We start from the raw sequence: 22811 nt of genomic DNA on the forward strand, positions 1-22811 counted from the left end.
ACAGCGACGGGAGTGCGCCGGGCATGGGCGAGTACAGCGCGGTGATCGGGGCCGGGACGATGGGGCTGGGCATCGCCTACGTCCTGGCGGCGGCCGGGGACACGGCGATCCTGGTGGAGCCGGACGCGGGCCGGGCCGCGAACGCGGTCGCGACACTGACCGGGGTGGCCGAGTCGGCGGTGAAGCGGGGCAAGCTCTCCGAGGACGCGGCCAAGGACCTGATCGGGCGGATCTCGGTCGTCGCGGCGGTGGAGGACCTGCCGGCCGGGACCGCGGAGCTGGTCGTGGAGGCCGTCCCGGAGCGGATGGAGCTGAAGAAGGACCTGCTCCCGCGCATCGAGACCCACTGCGCGCCGGCGATCCTCGCGACGAACACCTCCGGGCTCTCGATCGACGAGCTCGCGACGGTGCTGACCCGGCCCGAGCGGTTCCTCGGTCTGCACTTCTTCAACCCCGTCTGGGTGATGCCGCTGCTGGAGATCGTCCGCGGTGAGCGGACCGATCCGGCCGTGCTGGAGTCCGCGCGGGCGCTGGCGGTCCGGATCGGCAAGGAGCCGATCGTCGTGAGGAACATGCCGGGCTTCGCCACCTCTCGCCTCGGCGTCGCGATCGGCCTGGAGGGCATGCGGATGCTCGAGGAGGGTGTCGCCTCGGCCGAGGACATCGACAAGGCGATGGAGCTGGGCTACAAGCACCCGATGGGTCCGCTGCGCCTGACCGATCTGGTCGGCCTGGACGTCCGGCTCGACATCGCGCGGAACCTGTCCAAGGACCTCGGCCCGCGGTTCGAGCCGCCGCAGATCCTGATCGACAAGGTCGCCGCCGGCGAGCTCGGCAAGAAGTCCGGCAAGGGCTTCTACGACTGGAGCTGACCTCGTGGCCGCGCCCGAGTTCGTCGACGTTGCCGGCCGCCGCACCCGGGTCCGCCTCTCCGGCGACCCGGCCGGGCGGCCGGTGGTGCTCCTGCACGGCATCGGGCGCTCGCTGGAGGACTGGGACCCGCAGTTCGAGCTGCTGCGGTCCAGCAACCGGCTGATCGCGCTGGACCTGCCCGGTTTCGGGTACTCCCAGCGGCGGCCGGAGCCCTCGTCGCTGCCGTCGTTCGCCGCGGGCGTGCTGGAGACGCTCGACGCGCTGGGGGAGTCGCGCCCGGTCCACCTGATCGGGAACTCCCTCGGCGGGGCGGTCTCCCTCGGCGTCCTCGGGGCCGCGCCGGACCGCGTCGCGTCCGTCGTGCTGGTGAACAGCGGCGGCTTCGGCCGTGAGGTCACGTACCTGCTGCGGATGCTCGCCGTCCCCGGGCTCGGCAAGCAGATGCTGCGCCGGCCCACCCGCGCCTCGGCCCGCCTGATCGAGCGCGCGCTCTACCACGACCGCTGTACGCGACCCCGGAGCGCATCGACCACGCGTTGAAGCTCGGCCGGGAGCCCGACGCCGCCGCCTTCCTGGCCGAGACCGCGCTCGGTCTCGGCACGATCCGCGGCGTCGACCAGGGTTGGCGCCGCGACCTGCTGATCGCCGCCCGCAAGCACCCGAAGCCGATGCTCATCGTCTGGGGCGACCGGGACAAGATCCTGCCCCACCGTCACCTCGAGACCGCCAAGCGCGCCTTCCCCGACGCCCGGTCCCACCTGTTCCCCGACACCGGCCACATGCCCCAGATCGAACGCGCCCCCGAGTTCGCCGCCCTCGTCCAGGAGTTCCTCGCCTCCCAGGTGTGAAGCAGGCATGCCGATTGCAACGCGTGGGACACCGGAGCCGCCCCGCACGCATCTGACGTTGCATTAGGCATGCCTGGTCCACGGGCCGCGGGCCAGGACCCCTGCGATCTGCGTGAGTACCCGCGCCGGCTCCAGTCGCACGTCCTCCCAGCTGAACCGCAGCAGGACGTAGCCACCGGCCGCGAGCACGTTCCCCCGGCGCCGATCGTTGCGGTACGAGCGGCGGTCCGCGTGGAACTCGAAGCCGTCGACCTCGATCGCCAGCCATCCGTCGAGCAGGAAGTCGACCCAGCCCACGTCCGGGATGAAGACCTGGGTGCGGACCTCCGCCGGCAGCAGCGACAGCAACAGGCGAAGCCGGGTCTCCAGCGGCGATCCGTTGAGTTCGTCCACATGTGCCACGGCTCGGCGGAAGACCGCTGACCCCGGGCCGCGGGTAGCGCCGGCGAGCTTGTGGAGACGGGCGATCGTCGCATCGCGCCGACGGACCGCACTGTCGAGGATGACCGCGGCGTCGAGCAAGGGCAGAGAGCGGCCGCAGTCCAGCAGGGTCCGGTCGACGCTGGTGACCGGGACGCGGAGGCCGCGGTCCTCGGGCGCCAACTCGGCGTGATGGACGTGCGCCCCTGGCCAGTTCGCTTTCATGTGCCCGCGAGAGACGGTGACGTGATGCAGCTTGGGATCGCGGTGCAGGTCCCATCCGTGCAGCCGCGCCGCGCTGGCGTGGGACGCGACGCCGGCGACGGCCACCGCCGCGACCAGGGCTGGGTCGGCCTGGGGTAGCGCGTACCCGCCGACGCCCACCCGGAGCACGCGTCCGTCGGCCACCGCGCGAGCCGTTTCCCGGTCGCTCACCCCCGCGGCCCGCAGGTCAGCCCGCCGCGCTACACCCTGCCGGGTCGCGAGCACTGCCTCGATGTCCACGGCCGGAGCTTCGTGCAGATCCGCCCGCTGTGCTGGGCGTGCGCGCCGCGCTGTGGACAACGGGAGTTGTGGACAACCGGCTCGTGGACCAGGCGGCTATTGCTGGAGGAGCCAGGCGGCGTCGCGGGCGGTGGCGCGGAGGCCGGGGATGCGGCGGAGCCGGGGGGTGCGGGCGACGTCGTTGGCCATCATCTGGGCGGCCTGGACCTTGATGCGGGTGACGACGGGGTCGTCGGGGTGGTGGGCGCCGGCGAGAGCGACCCAGTCCTGGATGAATTCGCGCTGCATCTGGCGGGCCTCGGCGGCGCGGGCCTCGCCGCCGAGGTGGATCAGCTCGGTAATCATCGCGGTGACGAGGCTGGGGTGATCCAGCGTCAGATCCACGTAGGCGTCGGAGAGATGGCGCAGCACCTCGGCGGGGGTGCGGCCCTCGTCGCGGGCGGTGTCCATGGCGGCGCGGAGGCCGCGGAGGCCGCGGGCGAGGGCGTCGACGAGGATGTCCTGCTTGCTCGCGAAGTGGTTGTAGACGCTCGGGCCCGCGATGCCGACGGCGGCGCCGATGTCGTCGATGCTCACCTCGGCGTAGCCGCGCTCGGCGAACAGGTCGGTGGCGGCGTCGAGGATCTCGTCGGCCCGGGTCGCCGGCTTCGGGCGGCGGGCGCGGGTCTCGCGGGTGGTGTCGGCCGGCGGGTCCATCCGCAGGATCCGCGTCGCGAGGTCGGTGAGCAGGTCGTCGAACGCCGGACGCGGCAGCACCTGCCGATGGAACGAGATGCTCGTCAGCGTGTCGGAGGCGCAGACGCCGAGGAGCTCGGCCTGCTCGGTCGTCAGCTCGGGGCGACGGGCGGCGATCTCCGTCGTCAGCCAGCCCGAGATCTGCACGCGCTTCTTGCGGATCTGCGCGGCGGCGTCAGGGGAGAGGTTGCGGGACTCCCGCTGCATCAGCACCCCGGCTTCGCGGGTGTCGAGCGTCGCGCGGGCGAGAACGGCGGCGATCTGCGAGAGGTCTGCGGCGTCGTCGGTGGGCAGCGCGCCGAGCGTCGTCTCGAGGGCGGTGTCGATCGCGTCGAAGAGCAGGTCGGCCTTGCCGGCGTAGTGCCGGTAGACCGCGGACGCCCCGACGTTGACCGCCGCGGCGATGTCGGAGACCGCCACGTTGGCGTAGCCGCGCTGGGCGAACAGCTCGGTGGCGGCGTCCCGGATCAGGGCCCGCCGGTTGCGCGGACGGGTGCCGCGGGGCGGTGGGGTCGCGCTCAAGGACAACGCCGCACCCCCTTGGAACCTGGTCGCCGGACACCTAGGATCACGATCCTAAGTGAATCAATACTAGCCAACGGAGGCTCCGGTATGAGCGGCAAGGCACGGATTGCCGGCGTGGGCATGGTGCCCTTCGCGACGCCGAGCAAGGCAGCGCCCTACGACGTGCTGGCGACCGGAGCCGTGAAGGCGGCGCTGTCCGACGCCGGGGTCGACTACGACGCGATCCAGCAGGCCTACGTCGGCTACGTCTACGGCGACTCGACCTGTGGGCAGAACGCGCTGTACAACGTCGGCCTGACGGGCATCCCGGTCGTCAACGTCAACAACAACTGCTCGACGGGTTCCTCGGCGCTGTGGCTCGCCCGCCAGGCCGTCGAGTCCGGCGCGGCGGACGTCGTGCTGGCGCTCGGGTTCGAGCAGATGCAGCGCGGCGCGCTCGGTTCGCACTGGGACGACCGGCCCTCGCCGTTCGGCCGCTTCGACGAGACCCTCAACCGCGTTCAGGGCCCGGCGCCGGAGAACACCCCGCTCGCGCCGCGCTACTTCGGCGGCGCCGGCGAGGCCTACCGCGAGAAGTACGGCCTCGGTGACGACGTCTTCGCGCGTATCGCGGTCAAGGCCCGCACCCACGCGGCCAACAACCCGTACTCGGTGTTCCGCGACCCGATTTCCCTCGACGACGTCCTGGGCTCGCCCCAGATCTACGGCCCGCTGACGCGCCTTCAGTGCTGCCCGCCCACCTGCGGCGCGGCCGCCGCGGTGCTCGTCAGCCCGGCGTACGCGGCCAAGCACGGCCTGCGCGCGAACGTCCAGATCAGCGCCCAGGCGATGACCACCGACCGGCCGTCCTCGTTCGAGACCGACCTGATGCGCCTGGTCGGGTTCGACATGGCCCGCGAGGCCGCGGACCAGGTCTACGAGACCGCCGGCGTCGCGCCCGAGGACATCCGCGTCGTCGAGCTCCACGACTGCTTCACCACCAACGAGCTGCTCACCTACGAGGCGTTGCGTCTGACGCCCGAGGGCACCGCGGAGAAGTTCATCCTCGACGGCGACAACACCTACGGCGGGCGGGTCGTCACGAACCCGTCGGGCGGCCTGCTCTCCAAGGGACACCCCCTCGGCGCGACCGGGCTCGCCCAGTGCGCCGAGCTCGTCTGGCAGCTCCGCGGCGAGGCCGGCCCCCGCCAGGTCGAGGGCGTGAACGTCGCCCTCCAGCACAACCTCGGCCTCGGCGGCGCCGCCGTCGTCTCCCTCTACGAGAAGGTCGCCTGACCCCGGCGTGCGAAAAAAGGGTGACACCCCTTACTGCGCAGTAAGGGGTGTCACCCTTTCTTTACATCCGCCGTGGCCTCGGCTCCCCGGGACGGGAGCCGAGGCCACGTCGGTGACGAGCGGTCGAGGTCGGGCCACCAAGGACGACGTCGACCGCCGGCGGCCGTCGGCGGCGCACGTTAGGCGGGCCGGGACGGGCGCGCTTGCCATCTGGCGCCAGTTCCGGGCGAGGAGGGTGACGGACGGCCCGGTCGCGGCGAGACTGCGGGCATGGAGGCGCGCGGGCTGACACGGGCGGCGACGATGGGACCCGTCGCGGACCTCGTGCGCCGCAGCGGCGGGCGGCCCGACCCGCTGTTCCGGCACCTCGGCCTCTCGCCGCGGCTCGCGGAGGAGCCGGAGCGGCTGATCCTGCTGCGCGATCAGCTCCGGCTGATCGAGGCAGCCGCGCGGTCCGTGGGCGACGACGGCTTCGGGGCGCGGCTGTCGGCCGAGGTCGGGTTCAGCGGCCTCGGCGGCTACGCGCGCCGCATCTCCCGGAGCCGGACCGTCGCGGAGGCCATCGCCCGGATTCACACCACGATCGCCGTCGACCTGCAGTCCGCCACCGCGACCTGGGTCGAACGGACCGGGCGTCAGATCAAGTGGTGCTACCGCGTGACCGAGCGGGTCGAGCTCGGGCGGCAGCAGAACGAACTGCTCGCGCTCGGGTACCAGCTGAGCATGCTGCGCGGGTTCGCGGGCGCGCGGTGGAAGCCGGTGCGCATCGACCTCCCTGCAGCCCGGCGGCCGGTCTGCACGGCGGCGTCGGAGGCGTTCCGCTGCGAGGTCGTGCCCGGCGAGGTCGCGGGGATCGTCTTCGGTGTCCCCGTGCTGTCCCTGGTCAACCCCGGCCGGACCGCTCCCGACGACGGACCCGTGGAGGACCCGGTGCCCCGGACCGACGACCTCGTCGCCTGCGCGGAGCGACTGCTCGACGCTGCGCTGCTCGAGGGCCGCCCGACGCTCAAGGACCTCGCCGAGCGGCTGGAGACGACGCCGCGGACGTTGCAGCGCCGGCTGGCCGCAGCCGGGGAGTCGTTCGACTCCCTGCTGCGGCGCACGCTCCACCGACGGGCGGACGAGCTGCTGGCGGCCGGCCACAGTGTGACCAGCACGGCCGTCGAGCTCGGTTACTCGGACACCGCGCACTTCTCCCGCGCGTACCGCAGCTGGACGGGGTACCCGCCCAGCCGAGGGGTCGTCAGAGCGACCGCGCGATGAGCTCCTTCATCAACTCGTTCGCGCCGCCGTAGATGCGCTGGACGCGACCGTCGGCCGCCATGCGGGTGATGGGGTACTCCCACATGAAGCCGTAGCCGCCGAAGAGCTGCTGGCACTTGTCCACGACCTGGCCCTGAGTCTCCGTCACCCACCACTTGGCCATCGAGGCGGTGGAGTTGTCGAGCTCGCCGCGGCAGTGCTTGACGACGCAGTCGTCGACGAACGTCCGGGCGACCTTGGCGAGCGTCGCGCACTCGGCGAGGACGAAGCGGGTGTTCTGCAGGTCGAACAGCGTGCCGCCGAAGGCCTCGCGATTCTTGGTGTGCTCGACGGTCTCGGCCAGCGCGGCCTCCATCACCGCGACACCGATGACGGCGAGGATCAGCCGCTCCTGCGGGAGCTGCTGCATCGTCTGGTGAAAGCCGCGCCCGGCCTGGCCGAGCAGGTTCGTCACCGGCACGCGGACGTTGTCGAAGAACAGCTCGGCGGTGTCGGAGGCGTGCATGCCCATCTTGTCGAGCAGGCGGCCGACCGAGTAGCCCGGCTGATCCTGAGTCTCGACGACGACCAGCGAGACGCCGGAGACGCCCGGCGCGGCCGGGTCGGTCTTGCAGACGACGATGACGAGGTCGGCCTGGCCGCCGTTCGTGATGAAGGTCTTGCTGCCGTTGAGAACGTACTCGTCGCCGTCCTGGATCGCGGTGGTGCGCAGCGCCTTGAGGTCCGAGCCGCAGCCGGGCTCGGTCATCGCGATCGCGGCGACGAGGTCACCGGAGGCCATGCCGGGCAGCCAGCGCTGCTTCTGCTCCTCGGTGCCGTAGGCGTCGATGTAGTGCGCGCAGATGCCGGTGTGGACCGAGTTGCCGAAGCCCGTGTCGCCGGTCGACGCCTGGGCCGTGAGGATCGCGAACTCGTGGGCGAGCGTGCCGCCCCCGCCGCCGTACTCCTCGGAGATGCCCGCGCAGAGCAGCCCGACCGAGCCGGCCTTGCGCCACAGCTCCCGGTCGACGTGCTTGTTGGCCTCGGCCTTCTCGCGGTGCGGAACCGACTCGGTGAGGAAGAACTTCCTCGCCATGTCCATCAGCGCGAGGGTCTCGTCGTCGGCCCAGGGGTAAGTCACGGCGGCTCTCCAAGCGTCCATGCCTAATACGGATTCACTTGGAAGACTAGGCGGTATTCACATATGGCGCAACGTGACCGGCGTCAATCCGCCGTGAGCTCCGCCCAGCGGGCGCGAGCGCCGGGGGCCCAGGCGTCGTGCTTGGCGTCGAAGACCGCTTTGGCGCGGTGGCCGATCCACTTGGTGGGGAGCAGCGAGTCCGGCAGCTGCGGATCCAGGAACGGGAAGCGGCGCCACTCGTGCACGAGCCGAACCTGCGCGAACAGCGTCTCGTCACCGGGCGCGGGGGACCGGTCGGCGGCCACCATCGCGAGGAACTGCTCGTAGTGCTCCCCGACCTGCGCCAGGTCCCACGCGCGGCTGACCAGGGAGCGCTCGGACCCGATCTCGCCGAACGGGCCCACGAAGGAGAGCGCCGAGCCCTCGAGGCCGAGATCGGAGATGATCCGCCGGACCTCCTCGGCCCGCTCCGGGTGCGGGCTGACCCACATGCCGCCGACGGGGTTGCCGAGGCCGGCCCACGCGAGCCGCGTCTGCAGCTTGTGCCGGAGCTTGCGCTGCGACTCGGGCACCGAAGCCATCACCACGAGCCAGCGTCCGTCCCAGGCCCGCTGCCGGTTGCCGACGGAGTAGATGCGCTCCGCGCCCTCGGTCAGCAGCCTCCGCCCCGGGGGCGCGAGCACCCACCGGACCCGCCGGCCGTCGCGCTCGGAGGAGATCCAGCCGTCCGAGGCGGTCCGCGCGATCGCCTGCCGCGCGGACTTCTCCTCGACGTCCAGCCCGGCCAGGACGTGCAGCAGCGCTGACGTCCAGACCGGGCGCTTGCTGGGCAGTACCAGTTCGCCGAGCACGGTCAGCAGCAGCGAGCGGGCGCTGCGCGGACTGACGCTGTGCCGGCGCGAGAGCACCGGGGTGGCGGGCATGGCGTTCATCGACGCCATCCAAGCACTTTCACCGCTGGATGGACTTGATCTCCAGGTACTCGTCGAGGCCCGCCTCGCCGTACTCGCGGCCGAGCCCGGACTTCTTGTAACCGCCGAACGGAGCGAGCGGGTTCCAGGCGCCGCCGTTCACGTCGACCTGGCCGGTGCGCAGCCGCCGCGCGACGCGCAGGGCGCGCTCGGAGTCGGCCGACCACACCGCGCCGTGCAGGCCGTAGTCGGTGTCGTTCGCGATCGCCACGGCCTCCTCCTCGTCGCTGTACGGCATGATCGACAGGACCGGGCCGAAGATCTCCTCGCGCGCGATCCGCATGCTCGGCTTCACGTCGGCGAAGATCGTCGGCTGGACGTAGTAGCCGCCCTCGGGGACGTCGGCCGGCACCTCGGGACCGCCGGCGACGAGCCGGGCGCCCTCGGCGACCCCGACCTCGATGTAGGACCGCACGCGCGTCTGCTGCTCCGCCGACGCCAGCGGGCCGAGGCGCGTCGTCTCCTCCAGTGGGTGACCCAGCGTCAGCTTCGCGAGGGCGCGCTGGGCGATCTCGACGGCCTCGTCGTGCCGGGAGGCCGGGACCAGCATGCGCGTCCACGCGGCGCACGTCTGACCCGAGTTCAGCATCGCGTTGTTGACGCCGGCGGTGACGGCCTTCTCCAGGTCCGCGTCGTCGAGGATGACGTTCGCCGACTTGCCGCCGAGCTCGAGCGCGACCCGGTTGATGTGCCGCCCCGCGGCCTGGGCCACCGACGATCCCGCGGCGGTCGAGCCGGTGAAGGACACGACGTCGACGTCCGCGTGGGACGCGAGCGCCTTGCCGACCTCGTCGCCGCCGGAGACGAGGTTGAACACGCCCGCGGGTAGCCCGGCCGTCTGGCACGCCTCGGCGAAGGCGAACACGGGGGAGGGGGCCTCGTCCGAGGGCTTGAGGACGATCGTGCAGCCGGCCGCGAGCGCCGGGCCGACCTTCGCGATCACCTGGTTCAGCGGGTAGTTCCACGGCGTGATCGCGCCGACCACACCGGCCGGCTCCTTCACCACCAGGGAGTTGTTGACCTCCTTGGTGAACTCGTACGTGCCGAGCAGGTCCGCGTAGCTGCGCAGGACCGTCAGCGGCCCGCCGATCTGCACGCGGCGCGCGAGCTTGCGGGGCATCCCGACCTCGACGGCGGTGATCTCGGCGAGCTCGTCGGCGCGGGCCTCCAGGGCGTCCGCGATGGCCGTGAGAAGCGCGGCGCGCTCGGCCGGCGTCGTCTGCGACCAGCTCTCGAAGGCCCGGCGGGCGGCGCTGACGGCCGCGTCGATGTCGGCGGGGCTGCCCGCGGGAACCGTGGCCACGACGGAGCCGTCGGCCGCGCTGTGGACCGGCGTCGGCGGAGCGGCGACGGTCGGGGCTACCCAGGCGCCGTCGAGGTAGAGGTTCTCGTAGGTCCGCACGGTGCCTCCTGAGGGCTTCGGGTGTGGCCGGTTCTGGCTCGATACTCTACAACTTATTGACGGCGCGCCGGATCTATGTCAACAATAGGACGACGCCCGTCCTCTGCCCTAGGACATTGCCATGTCGAACGCGGATACACAGCCCCCGGTCGTCTCCTTCGACGCCAGCCCGGACTCGTACCGGCACCTCGCGCTGAAGTTCGACGGGCCGATCGCGACCCTCGAGCTGCGCACGGCGGAGGACGGCGGCCTCGTCCCCGGCTACGACCTCAAGCTGAACTCCTACGACCTCGGTGTCGACATCGAGCTGCACGACGCGATCCAGCGGCTGCGGTTCGAGCACCCCGAGGTGCGGTCGGTCGTGATCACCGGAGGGCTCGACAAGGTCTTCTGTGCGGGAGCGAACATCCGGATGCTGGCGCAGTCGTCCCACCCGTGGAAGGTGAACTTCTGCAAGTTCACCAACGAGACGCGCAACGGCATCGAGGACGCCACCGAGAACTCGGGCCAGACCTACCTCGCCGCCGTCAACGGCACCGCGGCCGGCGGTGGGTACGAGCTCGCGCTGGCCTGTGACGAGATCCTGCTGATCGACGACGGCTCGTCGGCCGTCTCGTTGCCCGAGGTGCCGCTGCTCGCGGTGCTGCCGGGAACCGGTGGCCTCACGCGCGTCGTCGACAAGCGCAAGGTCCGCAAGGACCGCGCCGACGTCTTCGCCACCCGCGCCGAGGGGATGCGCGGCCAGACCGCCGTCGACTGGAAACTCGTCGACGCCTCGATCCCGCGGAGCAAGTTCGCCGACGTCGTCCGCGAGCGCGCCCTGGCCCGCGCCGAGTCCTCGCACCGTCCGGCCGACGCCCGCGGCATCACCCTGACGCCGCTGTCGCGCGAGGTCACCGCCGACGCGCTCGAGTATCCCCACGTCTCGGCGAAGATCGACCGCGCCAACGGCTGGGTCGAGATCACGGTCCGCGGTCCGGTGGACGAGCCGCCCGCCGACGTCGCCGGCATCCACGCCCAGGGCGCCGACTACTACCCGCTGGCCGTGACCCGTGAGCTCGACGACGCGATCCTGCGGCTGCGCACCAACGAGCTCGAGGCGGGCACCTGGGTGTTCCGCACGGCCGGCGACGCCGCGAAGCTGCTGGCGTACTCGGAGCAGATCGCCGCCCACCTCGACGACTGGTTCGTCAACGAGGTCCGGCATTTCTACAAGCGGGTGCTCAAACGCCTCGACGTGACGAGCCGTTCGCTGATCGCCCTCGTCGAGCCGGGGTCGTGCTTCGTCGGCCCGTTCCTCGAGATCCTGCTCGCGTGCGACCGCCAGTACATGCTCGACGGCGTCTTCAACGACGCTGACGATGCGGACTCCCAGGTCGCTCCGACGCTGGTCGTGACCGAGGTCAACTTCGGCGCGTTCCCGATGGGGAACGGCCTGAGCCGGCTGCACTCCCGCTTCTGGGGCGACGAGGAGGGCCTGGCGGCGGTCCGCGGACGGATCGGTGAGCCGATCGACGCCACCGAGGCCGAGGAGATCGGCCTCATCACCTACGCCCTCGACGACATCGACTGGGAGGACGACGTCCGGATCGCGCTCGAAGAGCGCGCGTCGATGAGTCCGGACGCCCTGACCGGCATGGAGGCGAATCACCGCTTCGTCGGTCCCGAGACGATCGAGAGCAAGATCTTCGCCCGTCTGACGGCGTGGCAGAACTGGATCTTCATCCGTCCGAACGCGGTCGGCGAAGAGGGCGCGTTGCGCAAGTACGGCACCGGCCAGAAGGCAGTATTCGACCGGCGGCGAGTCTGAGAGAGATGGGGTCTGACGCATGACCACGATCGACTATTCCGAGCGCATCCCGAACAACGTCGACCTGGCCTCGGACCGCCGTCTGCAGCGCGCGCTGGAGTCCTGGCAACCGAAGTTCCTCGACTGGTGGCAGGAGATGGGCCCGGCGCTGCCGACCCAGGACGTCTACCTGCGCACCGCCGTCGACGTCGGCCGCGAGGGGTGGGCGCACTTCGGCCACGTCGCGCTCCCCGAGTACCGGTGGGGCATCTTCCTCTCCGAGCGGAACCCCGACCGCACGATCGCCTTCGGCGACCACAAGGGCGAACCGGCCTGGCAGCAGGTGCCCGGTGAGCACCGCGCCGACCTGCAGCGCCTCATCGTCATCCAGGGCGACACCGAGCCCGCGTCCGTCGAGCAGCAGCGTCAGCTCGGCATGACCGCCCCGTCGCTGTACGACCTGCGGAACCTGTTCCAGGTCAACGTCGAGGAGGGCCGGCACCTCTGGGCGATGGTCTACCTGCTCCACGCGTACTTCGGCCGTGGCGGCCGCGAGGAGGCCGAGCAGCTCCTGATGCGCAACTCCGGCTCCGACGACGCCCCGCGCATCCTCGGCGCGTTCAACGAGGAGACGCCGGACTGGCTCTCGTTCTACATGTTCACCTACTTCACGGACCGGGACGGCAAGTACCAGCTCGGGACGCTGAAGGAGTCGGCGTTCGACCCGCTGTCGCGGACCTGCGAGTTCATGCTGAAGGAGGAGGCCCACCACATGATGGTGGGCACCACCGGCGTCGACCGCGTCGTCACCCGGACCGCGGAGATCATGCGCGAGCACGACACCGACGACGTCGCCCGCCACGGCGGCATCCCGCTCGACGTGATCCAGAAGTACATCAACTTCCACTACTCGGTCTCGCTCGACCTGTTCGGCGGCGACACCTCCACCAACGTCGCGAACTACTTCACCGCCGGCCTCAAGGGCCGCTGGATGGAGGAGCGGCGCAGCGACGACCACCAGCTCCGCGACGCGATCGCGTCGATCCCGTTCATCGAGGGGGACCGGCTGGTGGAGAAGGAGATCCCGGCGCTCACCGCCCTGAACGTCGACCTCCGCAACGAGTACATCAGCGACTGCAGCAACGGCGTGAAGCGCTGGAACGCGATCCTCGCCGACGCCGGCATCGACACCCAGTTCTCCCTCCCGCACGTCGGGTTCAACCGGCAGGTCGGGACGTTCTCCCAGCACCGGATCACCCCGGACGGGAAGGTCGTCTCCCAGGAGGAGTGGGACGCCCGCGTCGACGACTACCTGCCCGATGCCGACGACAAGGCCCACGTCGCCTCGTTGATGCAGCCGGTCTACGAGCCGGGCAAGATTGCGAGCTGGGTGGCCCCGCCGAAGTCCGGCATCAACGGCCAGCCGTTCGACTACGAGTACGTCCACCTGGCCTAGTTCTGCGGGATGACGGGAGTCGGCATGGTTGCTGCGGAGAACTTCAACGCCGGCGTCTACCTGTTGGACCGTCAGGTCGAGGCGGGTCGGGGGGACCACCTCGCGGTGACGGGTCCCGCGGGGGACGTCACGTACGCCGAGCTCGCGACGCTGGTGCAGGCCGCTGCGGCCGGGCTCGCCGAGCTCGGTCTGCGGCCCGAGGAACGGATCGTGCTGTTCAGCGCGGACCGCGTCGAGCTGCTCGCGATGTTCCTCGCCGGGCTGCGGATGGGGGCCGTCCCCGTCCCGGTCTCGACGATGTACCTCGACACCGAGCTCGCCGAACTGCTCCACGACTCCCGCGCCCGGCTGCTGTTCACCTCGCCCGAGTTCGTCGACACCGCCCGGTCGGCGCTGGCGAAGGTGCCCTCGGTCTGGACGCTGATCGTCACCGACGACGTCCCCCCGGTGGCAAACCCCGACGAAAGGGTGACACCCCCTGGTGGGTGGTGCCCGCAGGTGACGTGGAGCGAGCTGGTCGGGGTCGGGCAGGGCCAGGACTCGCCGGTCTACGACACCTGGACCGAGTCGCCGGCCTTCTGGCTCTACACGTCCGGGACGACGGGCATCCCGAAGGCCGCGATGCACCGGCACGGCAGCGTCCGGTACGTCGCCGAGCACTACGGGCAGCAGGTCCTCGGCATCACCCCGGAGGACCGCTGCTTCTCCGTCGCGAAGCTGTTCTTCGCCTACGGGCTCGGGAACTCCGCCCTGTTCCCGCTCTCGGTCGGCGCGACGGCGGTGCTCGACCCGGTGCGCCCGACGCCGCAGTCCGTGGCGACGCGGATCGCCGAGCACCGGCCGACGCTGTTCTACGGCGTCCCCACCTTCTACGCCGCGGTGCTGGCCGCTGACCTGCCGGCGGACACGTTCGCGGGGGTCCGTCTCGCGACGAGTGCCGGCGAGGCCCTGCCGGCCGAGCTGTACCACCGGTTCACCTCGCGGTTCGGCGTCGACATTCTCGACGGCATCGGCTCCACCGAGGCGTTGCACATCTTCCTGTCGAACTACCCGGGCCAGGTCCGGCCGGGGACGACGGGCCGCGCCGTCCCCGGTTACGACCTGCGCCTGGTCGACGACGAGGGCAACGTCGTACCCCCGGGGACGCCGGGCAACCTGCAGATCCGCGGCGGGTCGCTGACCACCGGCTACTGGTGCCGCACGGAGACCACGCGCAACGCGTTCGTCGGCGAGTGGATGCGGACGGGCGACACCTACGTCCAGGACGAGGAGGGCAACTACGTCTGCCTCGGCCGGTCCAACGACATGATCAAGGCGGGCGGGATCTGGGTCTCGCCGGCGGAGGTGGAGGCCTGCCTGCTTCAGCACCCGTCGGTGGCGCAGGCCGCCGTCGTCGCGGTGCCGGACGAGGCCGGGCTGGACAAACCCGTCGCGTGCGTCGTGGCTGCCCCCGGGCACACGATCGACCCCGACGCGCTGATCGAGGCCTGCCGCGCCGAGCTCGCGGCGTTCAAGCGGCCGCGCGCGATTCTGGAATTCGCGACCCTGCCGACGACCGCAACCGGCAAACTGCGACGCTTCGCAGTGCGCGACGAGGCGCTGATCCGGCTCAAGCCCCCAGCTTCGTGAGAGGAACCCTGCCGTGCCCTACGTGATCGGCGGTGCCTGCATCGACGTCATGGACAAGTCGTGCATGGAGGAGTGCCCGGTCGACTGCATCTACGTCGGTGACCGCAAGCTCTACATCCAGCCCCGCGAGTGCATCGACTGCGGCGCCTGCGAGCCCGTGTGCCCGGTCGAGGCGATCGCCCAGGACCGCATGCTCGACGCCGAGGACGAACCCCACATCGACGACGCCACCAAGTTCTTCTACGAGGTCCTGCCCGGCCGCGACGAGCCCATCGGGTCGCCGGGCGGTTCGCACAACGTCGGGGACCTCAAGGTGGACACCCCGTTCGTCGCGAGCCTGCCCCCGAACGGGTAGGAAGGTCGCATGCTCGACGGACGCCTGCTGATCGACGCCCATGTCCACGCCCCGAAGCTGAGCACGCTCCGGCCGGCGTGGGTCGAGTGGGCGGAGGAGTTCGGCGCGAGAAACCCGTGGCCCGCGCTCTTCGACGACGACGGCGCGCCCGTCCCGGAACTGATGGATGCTCACTTCGCCGAGCAGGGCGTCGACGCGCTGCTGCTCTTCGCGGAGTACAGCCCGAAGGCGACCGGCATCCAGCCGATCGAGGACTACCTGCCGCTGGTCAAGTACAACCCGACGCGCTTCCGGTTGATGGCCAACGTCAATCCGCACCTGCACCACCCGCTCGGGGACGAGGTCGCCCGGCAGGTGGACCTCGGCGCCGTCGGGCTCAAGCTACACCCGGTGCACGCCGGCTTCGCGGTCAACGACCCGATGCTCTACCCGGCGTACCAGGCGTGCCGGGAGGCGAACATCCCGATCACGATCCACTGCGGGACCTCGACGTTCCCCGGCAGCTCCAGCAAGTACGCGGACCCCACGCTGCTCGACGACGTCCTGCGCGACTTCCCCGACCTGAACTTCGTGCTCGCCCACGGCGGGCGCGGCTGGTGGTACGACGCGGCGGCGTTCCTGGCGCTGAGCCGGGACAACGTCTGGATCGAGCTGTCCGGGCTGCCGCCGTCAAAGCTGGGGGAGTACTACGCCAAGTACGACCTCGCGCGCCTGGCGCGCAAGTTCATTTTCGGCACCGACTGGCCGGGGATGCCCGGCGTCGCCCGCAACGCGCGCGCGGTCGCGGCGCTGGGGTGGGACGAGGAGACGATTCGCAACGTGTGGGCCGGCAACGCGCAACGGGTCTTCCCGGCGCTCGCCGACCTCTCCGGAGGGGAATGAGCATGGCCATCTACGCACTCGGCGACCTGACGCCGCAGATCGACCCGTCGGCGTACGTCGCGCCCGAGGCGGTGGTGATCGGCAACGTCGTTCTCGGCCCGGAGTCCTCGATCTGGCCGGGCGCCGTGCTGCGCGGCGACCACGGGCTGATCCAGATCGGCGCGAAGACGTCGATCCAGGACGGCTCCGTCGTCCACACGACCGACGAGTGGCCGACGATCGTCGGCGACGAGTGCGTGGTCGGGCACATCGTCCATCTCGAGGGCTGCCGCATCGGCAACCGCTGCTTGGTCGGGTCCGGTTCGATCGTGCTGAACCGCGCGGTCGTCGAGCCGGGGTCGATCGTGGGTGCCGCCGCCCTGGTGGCCGAGGACATGGTCGTGCCCAGCGGCCACATGGCGCTCGGCGTGCCGGCCAAGCTGCGGCCGCTGCCCGAGGGCAAGAACAACGGCGACTGGATCGACTACGCCGTCGACTTCTACGTCGACAACGGCGCCAACTTCGCCAAGAACCTGCGCCGCCTCGACTGACGCACCCTCAGCGACCACTCGCGCGAAAGGACCGCCCCCATGAGCGCCGCCCCGGTTGACCTCCACATCTCCTACGGTGTGCCTGCGTCCGAGCTCTCCGACGCCGAGCTCGAGCACCAGGGCAACCAGGCCCACGCCACCCGGCACTGGGTGTTCCTGCACGGGACGGCGGAGCAGTTCCGTCGGCACACCGAGCGGATGCTCGAGCTCGAGCAGGAGTACCTGCGCCGCCACCCGAAGCGGACGTGGCAGGGGACCGGCGGCGCCGACGGCGACCAGCTGGATCTGGCGGAGCTGGACGTCCTCGCGCAGGTCCGTTTCCTGACCCGTACGTACGCGACGGCGGTCGAGTCCCTGCTCGCCCGCGTGCCGCAGCCCGAGCACCCGCCGGCGGAGGCGCCGAACGTCCAGGAGCGGGCCCGCGAGCTGCTCCGCCGCTACGCCACCGCCCCGGACGGTCGGCTGCACAAGCTGGAGGCCCACCAGGCCGCCCGGGAGATCGGACTCCCGCCCGCCGCGGTCGCCGACCTCTACCGGGCCGACCCGCCGCTGCTCGTCACCGTCGGCGAGTACCGCCAGATCACAGCCGCCGGCCGCGCCCGGATCGAGTACGCGTAGCCCGCATCCGGTGGAGATGTCATCTCCATGGAGATGACATCTCCAACGAGCGGGCAAGGTTACGGCTGGGGCGGGTGTGACTGTCCCCGCCGGGTACTACCGTGCGGTGGTGCGTAAGTGGCTGCCCCTGCTGACGGTGTGTCTGGGCACGTTCATGCTGCTCATCGACGTCACCGTCGTGAACGTCGCGCTGCCGGACATGGTCGGGGACCTCGACGCGTCCTTCACCTCGCTGCAGTGGGTCGTCGACGCCTACGCGCTGACCCTCGCGGCGCTGGTGCTGGGCACCGGGTCGATCGCGGACCTCATCGGCCACCGGCGGATGTACATCTGGGGCCTGACGCTGTTCGCGGTCTCGTCGCTGGTGTGCGGGCTCGCGCCGAACGTCGAGACGCTGATCGCCGCGCGGGCCGTGCAGGGCCTCGGCGGCGCGGCGATGTTCGCGACCACGTTCGCGCTGATCAACAGCAACTACTCCGGCCGGGACCGCGGCACGGCCTTCGGCATGTGGGGCGCGGTCGCCGGCGCGGCCGCGGCGGTCGGGCCGATCGTCGGCGGCGTCCTCACCGAGGGCGTCTCCTGGCGCTGGATCTTCTTCGTCAACATCCCACTCAGTGCGGTCGCGATCGTCCTGTGCCTGACGCGGCTCTCCGACGCGACCGAGCGCCGGCAGGCCGGGGTGGACGTCCCCGGCATCGTCACCTTCACGGCGTGCATCTCGGCGCTGGTGTACGCGCTGATCCGCGCCAACGAGCACAGCTGGTCGGACGCGCTGGTGTGGTGGCTGCTGGCCGCCGCGGCGGTGCTGCTCGTCGTCTTCGTCCTGGTCGAGCGCGCCTCCCCGAGCGCGATGCTCGACCTCGCCCTGTTCCGGCGGGCCTCGTTCGTCGGGATCATGATCTGCGCGCTGCTGCTGACGTTCAGCGCGTTCTCGGCCTTCACCTACACCTCGATCTGGCTGCAGTCCGTCCTCGGGCTGAGCCCGATCGAGGCCGGTCTGACCAGCCTGCCGATGTCGGCGATGGCCTTCGGCGTCTCGGCGATCTTCGGCCGATTCCTGCACGGGCGGCGGGTCGGGCTGGCGATCGCCTACGGGCTGCTGTTCATCGGTGGCGGCGGCATCGTCGGCGCACTGATGGTCCACGGCGACGCGGGCTGGGAGGCGCTGATCCCGGGCTACTTCGTCATCGGTGTCGGCGTCGGGCTCGCGACCCCGACGGTCGGGTCGGCCGCGATGGCGGCGGTGCCGCTGCAGCGCGGCGGTATGGCCGGCGGTGCCGTCAACACCGCCCGGCAGCTCGGCTTCGCCCTCGGCATCGCGGCCCTGGGGTCGGTCTTCTCGGCCCGGGCCGCGGAGGTGTTCCGGGACCTGGGGGTCGGCAGCGTCGACACCGGCGAGGCCGGCCGCGCGGTCGCGGGTGGCCGCTCGGGTGAACTCCTCGCCGCCGACCCGATGCTGTCCGACGCCGTCCACGCCGCCGCGGTCGAGGGCGTCCAGTGGACGCTCGGCGTCGCCGGCGTCATCGGGCTCGTGGCCGGCGTCCTCGCGTTGATCCTGATCCGCCCGGCGAAGGACGGCCCGCCCGCCGGTCCGCCCGGCGGTCGACCCGCGGCCGCGGTGCCGGCCCCGGAGCCCCCGGCCCCGGCCCCGGGCGCGCCCCCGGAGCCGCGCCGCGTCGTCGGCGGGATGCGCCCGGCCGAGCCGGTGCCCGTCGGGCAGTTCCACCGCGCCTCCGACGGCGACTGACCCCGCGGCGGGGCAGCACGTCCCCGTCCGCCCCGTGAGTCATACTCGGCCCCGCGGCGGCCCGGACGCAGGCGGCGAGGAGGCACGGTGAGCGACCCGGAGCGGAGCGCGGCGGACGAACGCCGGGCCCGCCGGGAACGGCGTGCCCGGGAGCAGCTCGCGCATCCCGCGCGGCTCATCGCCGTCGGTTTCGGTCTCGCGGTGTTCACCGGCACCGTGCTGCTGTCCATCCCGTTCGCGACGGAGCGCGGCGAACGCGCCTCGTTCGTCGACGCGCTGTTCACCGGGACTTCGAGCGTGTGCGTCACCGGCCTCGCGATCGTCGACACCGGCGGCGAGTGGTCGACCTTCGGCGAGGTCGTGATCATGCTGCTGATGCAGGTCGGCGGCCTCGGCATCATGACGCTGGCGACGATCGTCGCGATGATCCTGTCCCGGCGGCTCGGGCTGCGGGCCCGTCTCCTGGTCCAGGCCGAGACCCGCACCTTGCGGCTGCAGGACGTACGCGTCGTCCTGCGGGGGATCATCCTCTACAGCCTGTGCGTCGAGGTCGTCGTGACGGCGATTCTGACGGTCCGTTTTGCGACGCACTACGACATGTCGTGGGGGCGGGCCGCGTACGACGGGCTGTTCCACGCGATCTCGGCCTTCAACAGCGGTGGCCTGTCGCTCTACAGCGACGGCATGTCGCGGTTCGTGCGCGACCCGATCGTGAGTCTGACGGTCAGTCTGGCCGTCCTGCTCGGCAGTCTCGGCTACCTCGTCTTCTTCGAGCTGCGCCGGAACTGGAGGCGGCCCCGCGAGTGGTCGGTCTTCACTCAGCTCACCCTCGGTGTGACCGCCGTGCTCGTCGTCCTCGGCACCACGCTGCTCACGGTCGCGGAGTGGAAGAATCCGCGCACCTTCGGCCCGCTCGACGTCCCTGACAAGCTGATCGCCGGGTTCTTCGCCTCGGTGATGCCGCGCTCCGGAGGGCTGAACAGCGTCGACATCGGCGGGATGAGCGACGAGAGCCTGCTCGTCCAGACCGCGCTGATGTTCATCGGCGGCGGCAGCGCGAGTACCGCCGGTGGCATCAAGGTCACGACGTTCGGTCTGCTCGCGTTCGTCATCTGGGCCGAGATGCGCGGCGAGGCGAAGGTGGTCATCGGCCGCCGGGCGATCCCGGAGGCGAACCAGCGTCAGGCGCTCGCCGTCGCCCTGCTGGGGATCGGGCTCGTGATGACCGGGACGCTCGTCCTGCTCGGCCTGAGCGACTACCCGCTCGACCGTGTGCTGTTCGAGGCGACGTCCGCCTTCGGTACCGTCGGGCTCTCGACCGGGATCACGCCCGACCTCGACCGGGCCGCGCAACTGGTTCTGGTCGCGCTGATGTTCGTCGGCCGCATCGGGCCGTTGACGCTGGCGTCCGCGCTGGCGTTGCGGGAGCGCGACCGCCGGTACGAGTACCCCGAGGAGAGGACGATCGTTGGGTGACCGACGCAAGGACGCGGTGGTGGTCGTCGGCCTCGGCCGGTTCGGCGGCGCACTCGCGCTCGAACTGGTGCGCGAGGGTACCGAGGTCCTCGCCATCGACAGCCGCCGAGACATCGTCCAGCGCATGGCGGGCCGGCTCACGCACGTCGTCGCCGCGGACTCCACCGATCTCGAGGCGCTCCGCGAGCTCGGCGTGCAGGAGTTCCGCCGCGCCGTCGTCGCGATCGGCAGCGACATGGAGGCGAGCATCCTCACGACGTCCCTGCTGGTCGAGCTCGGCATCCCCGACATCTGGGCCAAGGCGATGACCGGTCAGCACGGGAAGATCCTCGAGCGCGTCGGAGCCCACCACGTCGTCTTCCCCGAGCACGAGATGGGCCAGCGCGTCGCCCACACCGTCCAGGGCACGATGCTCGACTACATCGAGATGGACGCGGACTTCGCGATGATCAAGATGGTCGCGCCCAAGTCCCTCGTCGGGATTCCGCTGAACGCCTCCCCGCTGCGGAAGAAGTACCGGCTGACGGTCGTCGCCGTGAAGCACGCCGGCGGGGACGAGGACTTCACCTACGCCACCGCCGAGACCGTCCTCCAGGCCGGCGACGTCATCTACGTCTTCGGTCGCACCGAGCAGATCGAGAAGTTCAACTCCGAGATCAGCTGACCCGTCCCGCCCCGCCCCGCCGGCGGTTGCCGCTGTGAAGAAAGGGTGACACCCCTTACTGCGCAGTAAGGGGTGTCACCCTTTTTTGACACGACTCAGCGGTCGGCGGGGGCCTGGGCGGGGGTGGCGAGGCGTTCGGCGACGCCCTCGGGGTCGGCGGCGGAGCGCTCCTGGCCGAGGAAGAGGTCGCGGATCCCCTCGACGAGCTGGTCGGCGTCGTCGTCGCCGGGGTCGACGAGGTGGAGCAGTCCGAACCCGACCGCGAGGGCGACGAACGCCCGGGACTGGCGCGGGTCGGCGGGGGCGCCGACGGCGGCGAGGCCCGCCTCGGTCGCCTGCTGGTAGGTCGCGAGCGCCTCGCGGGCGGGGCCGGCGAGCTCGGGGGAGCGCGGCGCGTTGACGAGCACCTCGTAGAACGCGAGGCGGTGCGGGACGTCGAGCTCCATCACCTTCGCGGCGTACCAGCCCGCGATGTCGCCGGGGGTGAGGACGCCGTGGAGCTCGCCGAGGTCCATCGACGCCATCTCCGCCGCGCGGCGCTGGACGAAGGTCTGCAACGCCTCGGCGACGAGTTCGCCGATCGAGGAGAAGTAGTAGCTCGCGGTGGCGAGCGGGACGCCCGCGGCCTCGGTGACCGTGCGGTGCGTCGTCCCGGCCAGCCCGTGCGTCCCGACGACCTCGACGGCGGCGTTCAGCAGCGCCTCGCGACGGGGCTGCGCCTTCCGGCGGGGCTGGAGGGGAGCCATACCGGGCAGTCTTGCACAAGTTTCTTGGAAGTTCTTCCAGATTTCCCTTCCGTCGGGCGCCCGAATGGTGCTTTCCTAGGGCCAGTTGACCGAAAGGGGCGTCCCGTGAAGCTCGTTCGCCGCGCAGCCGTCAGAGCCACCGCCGCCGCGTCCGCCACCGCCGCCCTGGTCGCCCTGGCCGTGGCCGGCCCGCTGGGTCTCGGCACCGCGGCGGCCGACGTGCCCCCGGACCACGCCCTGTTCCTCCCCGAACCCGCGCTGCGGGGGGCCAACGACTTCTCCTGCAAGCCCACGGCCGACAAGCCGAACCCGGTCGTCCTCGTCCACGGCTTCGGCGCGACGGCGAGCGAGAACTGGTACTTCTTCGCCCCGCACCTCGCGGCCCAGGGCTACTGCGTCTTCGCCAAGACCTACGGCCAGGACGCGCGCTACCCGAGCCGCGGCGGCGTGCAGCCGATGGAGCGCTCCGCCGCCGAGCTCGCCGCGTTCGTCGACGAGGTCTTGGCCGCCACCGGCGCGAAGAAGGTCGACATCGTCGGGCACTCCGAGGGCGCGATCATGCCCCGCTGGTACCTGAAGTTCGGTGGCGGGAGCAAGAAGGTCGAGCACTTCGTCGGCTGGGCCGGCCCGAACCACGGCACCGACATCTGGGGCATCACCGAACTGCGCGCGCTGGTCCCGGGCTGGGACACCTACATGGGGGCGTACTGCGGCCCGTGCCCGCAGTTCATGCCGGGCTCGGACTTTCTCACCAAGCTCAACGCCGGCGACGAGACGCCGGGCTCGACCCACTACACGGTCATCGTCACCAAGTACGACGAGATCGTGACGCCGTATCAGACGAGCTTCCTCGAGGGCGCGGAGAACCTCGTCCTCCAGGAGGTCGACCCGATGAACTGGGCCGGCCACGCCTCGATGGCCGCCGATGCCCTCACCTTCGACCTGACCCTCAAGGCCCTGCAGGCGCACGCCCATTGAGCCGA

Annotated in this window: 22 protein-coding genes; 16 read left to right on the forward strand and 6 right to left on the reverse strand. The window is 71.2% G+C overall.

All coding sequences use genetic code 11. The annotated features are described in order from the left end of the window. Positions 1-23: 23 nt before the first annotated feature. Genes SPOPO_RS0119695 through SPOPO_RS35305 form a run of 3 tightly spaced genes read left to right on the forward strand, consistent with a single transcriptional unit; the run spans position 24 to position 1721 of the window. A complete protein-coding gene (locus SPOPO_RS0119695; protein ID WP_019876754.1) occupies positions 24-872 on the forward strand; it encodes a 3-hydroxyacyl-CoA dehydrogenase family protein in 849 nt (282 codons plus the stop codon). A 4-nt stretch (positions 873-876) separates the two neighbouring features. After that, complete coding sequence (locus SPOPO_RS35300) at positions 877-1413, forward strand: alpha/beta fold hydrolase (protein ID WP_211210927.1); 537 nt, start codon at positions 877-879, stop codon at positions 1411-1413. Continuing rightward, entirely contained in the window at positions 1410-1721 is a 312-nt protein-coding gene (locus SPOPO_RS35305) for an alpha/beta fold hydrolase (RefSeq protein ID WP_211210928.1), read from the forward strand. Before SPOPO_RS35300 ends, SPOPO_RS35305 begins: the two co-directional genes overlap by 4 nt. 63 nt (positions 1722-1784) lie before the next feature. Here the strand turns inward: SPOPO_RS35305 and SPOPO_RS0119705 are convergent, their stop codons facing one another. Both SPOPO_RS0119705 and SPOPO_RS30655 read right to left on the reverse strand, forming a co-directional pair. Beyond that, positions 1785-2645, reverse strand: coding sequence for a type IV toxin-antitoxin system AbiEi family antitoxin domain-containing protein (locus SPOPO_RS0119705; protein ID WP_156870059.1), 861 nt, complete (start codon positions 2643-2645; stop codon positions 1785-1787). A gap of 96 nt (positions 2646-2741) precedes the next feature. After that, positions 2742-3902, reverse strand: coding sequence for a TetR/AcrR family transcriptional regulator (locus SPOPO_RS30655; protein WP_019876756.1), 1161 nt, complete (start codon positions 3900-3902; stop codon positions 2742-2744). A gap of 90 nt (positions 3903-3992) precedes the next feature. Between SPOPO_RS30655 and SPOPO_RS0119715 the strand changes: the two genes are divergently transcribed. Then, complete coding sequence (locus tag SPOPO_RS0119715; protein WP_019876757.1) at positions 3993-5180, forward strand: lipid-transfer protein; 1188 nt, start codon at positions 3993-3995, stop codon at positions 5178-5180. Positions 5181-5450: 270 nt separating this feature from the next. Then, the gene (locus SPOPO_RS0119720) at positions 5451-6443 is read left to right on the forward strand and encodes an AraC family transcriptional regulator (RefSeq protein ID WP_019876758.1); all 993 of its coding nucleotides are present in this window, start codon (positions 5451-5453) and stop codon (positions 6441-6443) included. Here the strand turns inward: SPOPO_RS0119720 and SPOPO_RS0119725 are convergent. From SPOPO_RS0119725 to SPOPO_RS0119735, 3 genes are all read right to left on the reverse strand, one after another. After that, positions 6424-7563, reverse strand: a complete 1140-nt coding sequence (locus SPOPO_RS0119725; protein WP_019876759.1) for an acyl-CoA dehydrogenase family protein — start codon at positions 7561-7563, stop codon at positions 6424-6426. The two genes, SPOPO_RS0119720 and SPOPO_RS0119725, sit on opposite strands and share 20 nt — an antisense overlap. Before the next feature lie 83 nt (positions 7564-7646). Continuing rightward, positions 7647-8504 carry a PaaX family transcriptional regulator gene (locus SPOPO_RS0119730; protein ID WP_019876760.1) on the reverse strand — a complete coding sequence of 286 codons (858 nt, stop codon included), beginning with the start codon at positions 8502-8504 and terminating at the stop codon, positions 7647-7649. 10 nt (positions 8505-8514) lie between these two features. Further along, positions 8515-9936: an aldehyde dehydrogenase family protein gene (locus tag SPOPO_RS0119735; RefSeq protein WP_019876761.1), complete on the reverse strand. Its 1422-nt coding sequence runs from the start codon at positions 9934-9936 to the stop codon at positions 8515-8517. A gap of 121 nt (positions 9937-10057) precedes the next feature. On the opposite strand from SPOPO_RS0119735, the gene boxC reads away from it, so the two are divergent. The 10 genes from boxC to SPOPO_RS0119785 all read left to right on the forward strand — a co-directional run bounded on the left by boxC (position 10058) and on the right by SPOPO_RS0119785 (position 21082). Beyond that, positions 10058-11746 (forward strand): 2,3-epoxybenzoyl-CoA dihydrolase, encoded by a 1689-nt coding sequence (gene boxC, locus SPOPO_RS0119740; protein ID WP_019876762.1) that lies wholly within the window; start codon positions 10058-10060, stop codon positions 11744-11746. Between the two features lie 19 nt (positions 11747-11765). After that, positions 11766-13181: a benzoyl-CoA 2,3-epoxidase subunit BoxB gene (gene boxB / locus SPOPO_RS0119745; protein ID WP_019876763.1), complete on the forward strand. Its 1416-nt coding sequence runs from the start codon at positions 11766-11768 to the stop codon at positions 13179-13181. Positions 13182-13205: 24 nt separating this feature from the next. Continuing rightward, positions 13206-14810, forward strand: a complete 1605-nt coding sequence (locus SPOPO_RS0119750; protein WP_019876764.1) for a benzoate-CoA ligase family protein — start codon at positions 13206-13208, stop codon at positions 14808-14810. Between the two features lie 13 nt (positions 14811-14823). After that, entirely contained in the window at positions 14824-15165 is a 342-nt protein-coding gene (fdxA, locus tag SPOPO_RS0119755) for a ferredoxin (protein ID WP_019876765.1), read from the forward strand. Positions 15166-15174: 9 nt separating this feature from the next. Beyond that, positions 15175-16047, forward strand: coding sequence for an amidohydrolase family protein (locus SPOPO_RS0119760; protein ID WP_019876766.1), 873 nt, complete (start codon positions 15175-15177; stop codon positions 16045-16047). Continuing rightward, positions 16044-16577, forward strand: a complete 534-nt coding sequence (locus SPOPO_RS0119765; protein ID WP_019876767.1) for a gamma carbonic anhydrase family protein — start codon at positions 16044-16046, stop codon at positions 16575-16577. Before SPOPO_RS0119760 ends, SPOPO_RS0119765 begins: the two co-directional genes overlap by 4 nt. A gap of 39 nt (positions 16578-16616) precedes the next feature. Further along, the gene (locus tag SPOPO_RS35310; RefSeq protein ID WP_211210929.1) at positions 16617-17195 is read left to right on the forward strand and encodes a DUF6158 family protein; all 579 of its coding nucleotides are present in this window, start codon (positions 16617-16619) and stop codon (positions 17193-17195) included. Positions 17196-17304: 109 nt separating this feature from the next. Then, positions 17305-18942 carry an MFS transporter gene (locus SPOPO_RS30665; protein WP_051098651.1) on the forward strand — a complete coding sequence of 546 codons (1638 nt, stop codon included), beginning with the start codon at positions 17305-17307 and terminating at the stop codon, positions 18940-18942. Between the two features lie 87 nt (positions 18943-19029). Further along, the gene (locus SPOPO_RS0119780; protein ID WP_019876769.1) at positions 19030-20418 is read left to right on the forward strand and encodes a TrkH family potassium uptake protein; all 1389 of its coding nucleotides are present in this window, start codon (positions 19030-19032) and stop codon (positions 20416-20418) included. Beyond that, complete coding sequence (locus tag SPOPO_RS0119785; protein ID WP_019876770.1) at positions 20411-21082, forward strand: potassium channel family protein; 672 nt, start codon at positions 20411-20413, stop codon at positions 21080-21082. The genes SPOPO_RS0119780 and SPOPO_RS0119785 overlap by 8 nt, the downstream gene beginning before the upstream one ends. Positions 21083-21177: 95 nt before the next feature. Here the strand turns inward: SPOPO_RS0119785 and SPOPO_RS33090 are convergent, their stop codons facing one another. Next, positions 21178-21828, reverse strand: coding sequence for a TetR/AcrR family transcriptional regulator (locus SPOPO_RS33090; RefSeq protein WP_019876771.1), 651 nt, complete (start codon positions 21826-21828; stop codon positions 21178-21180). Positions 21829-21933: 105 nt separating this feature from the next. Here SPOPO_RS33090 and SPOPO_RS30675 point away from each other — a divergent pair, with 105 nt between their 5' ends. Further along, positions 21934-22806 carry an esterase/lipase family protein gene (locus tag SPOPO_RS30675; RefSeq protein WP_019876772.1) on the forward strand — a complete coding sequence of 291 codons (873 nt, stop codon included), beginning with the start codon at positions 21934-21936 and terminating at the stop codon, positions 22804-22806. Positions 22807-22811 lie beyond the last annotated feature (5 nt).

It is taken from the genome of Sporichthya polymorpha DSM 43042 (assembly GCF_000384115.1).
GTDB classification, from domain to species: Bacteria; Actinomycetota; Actinomycetes; order Sporichthyales; family Sporichthyaceae; genus Sporichthya; species Sporichthya polymorpha.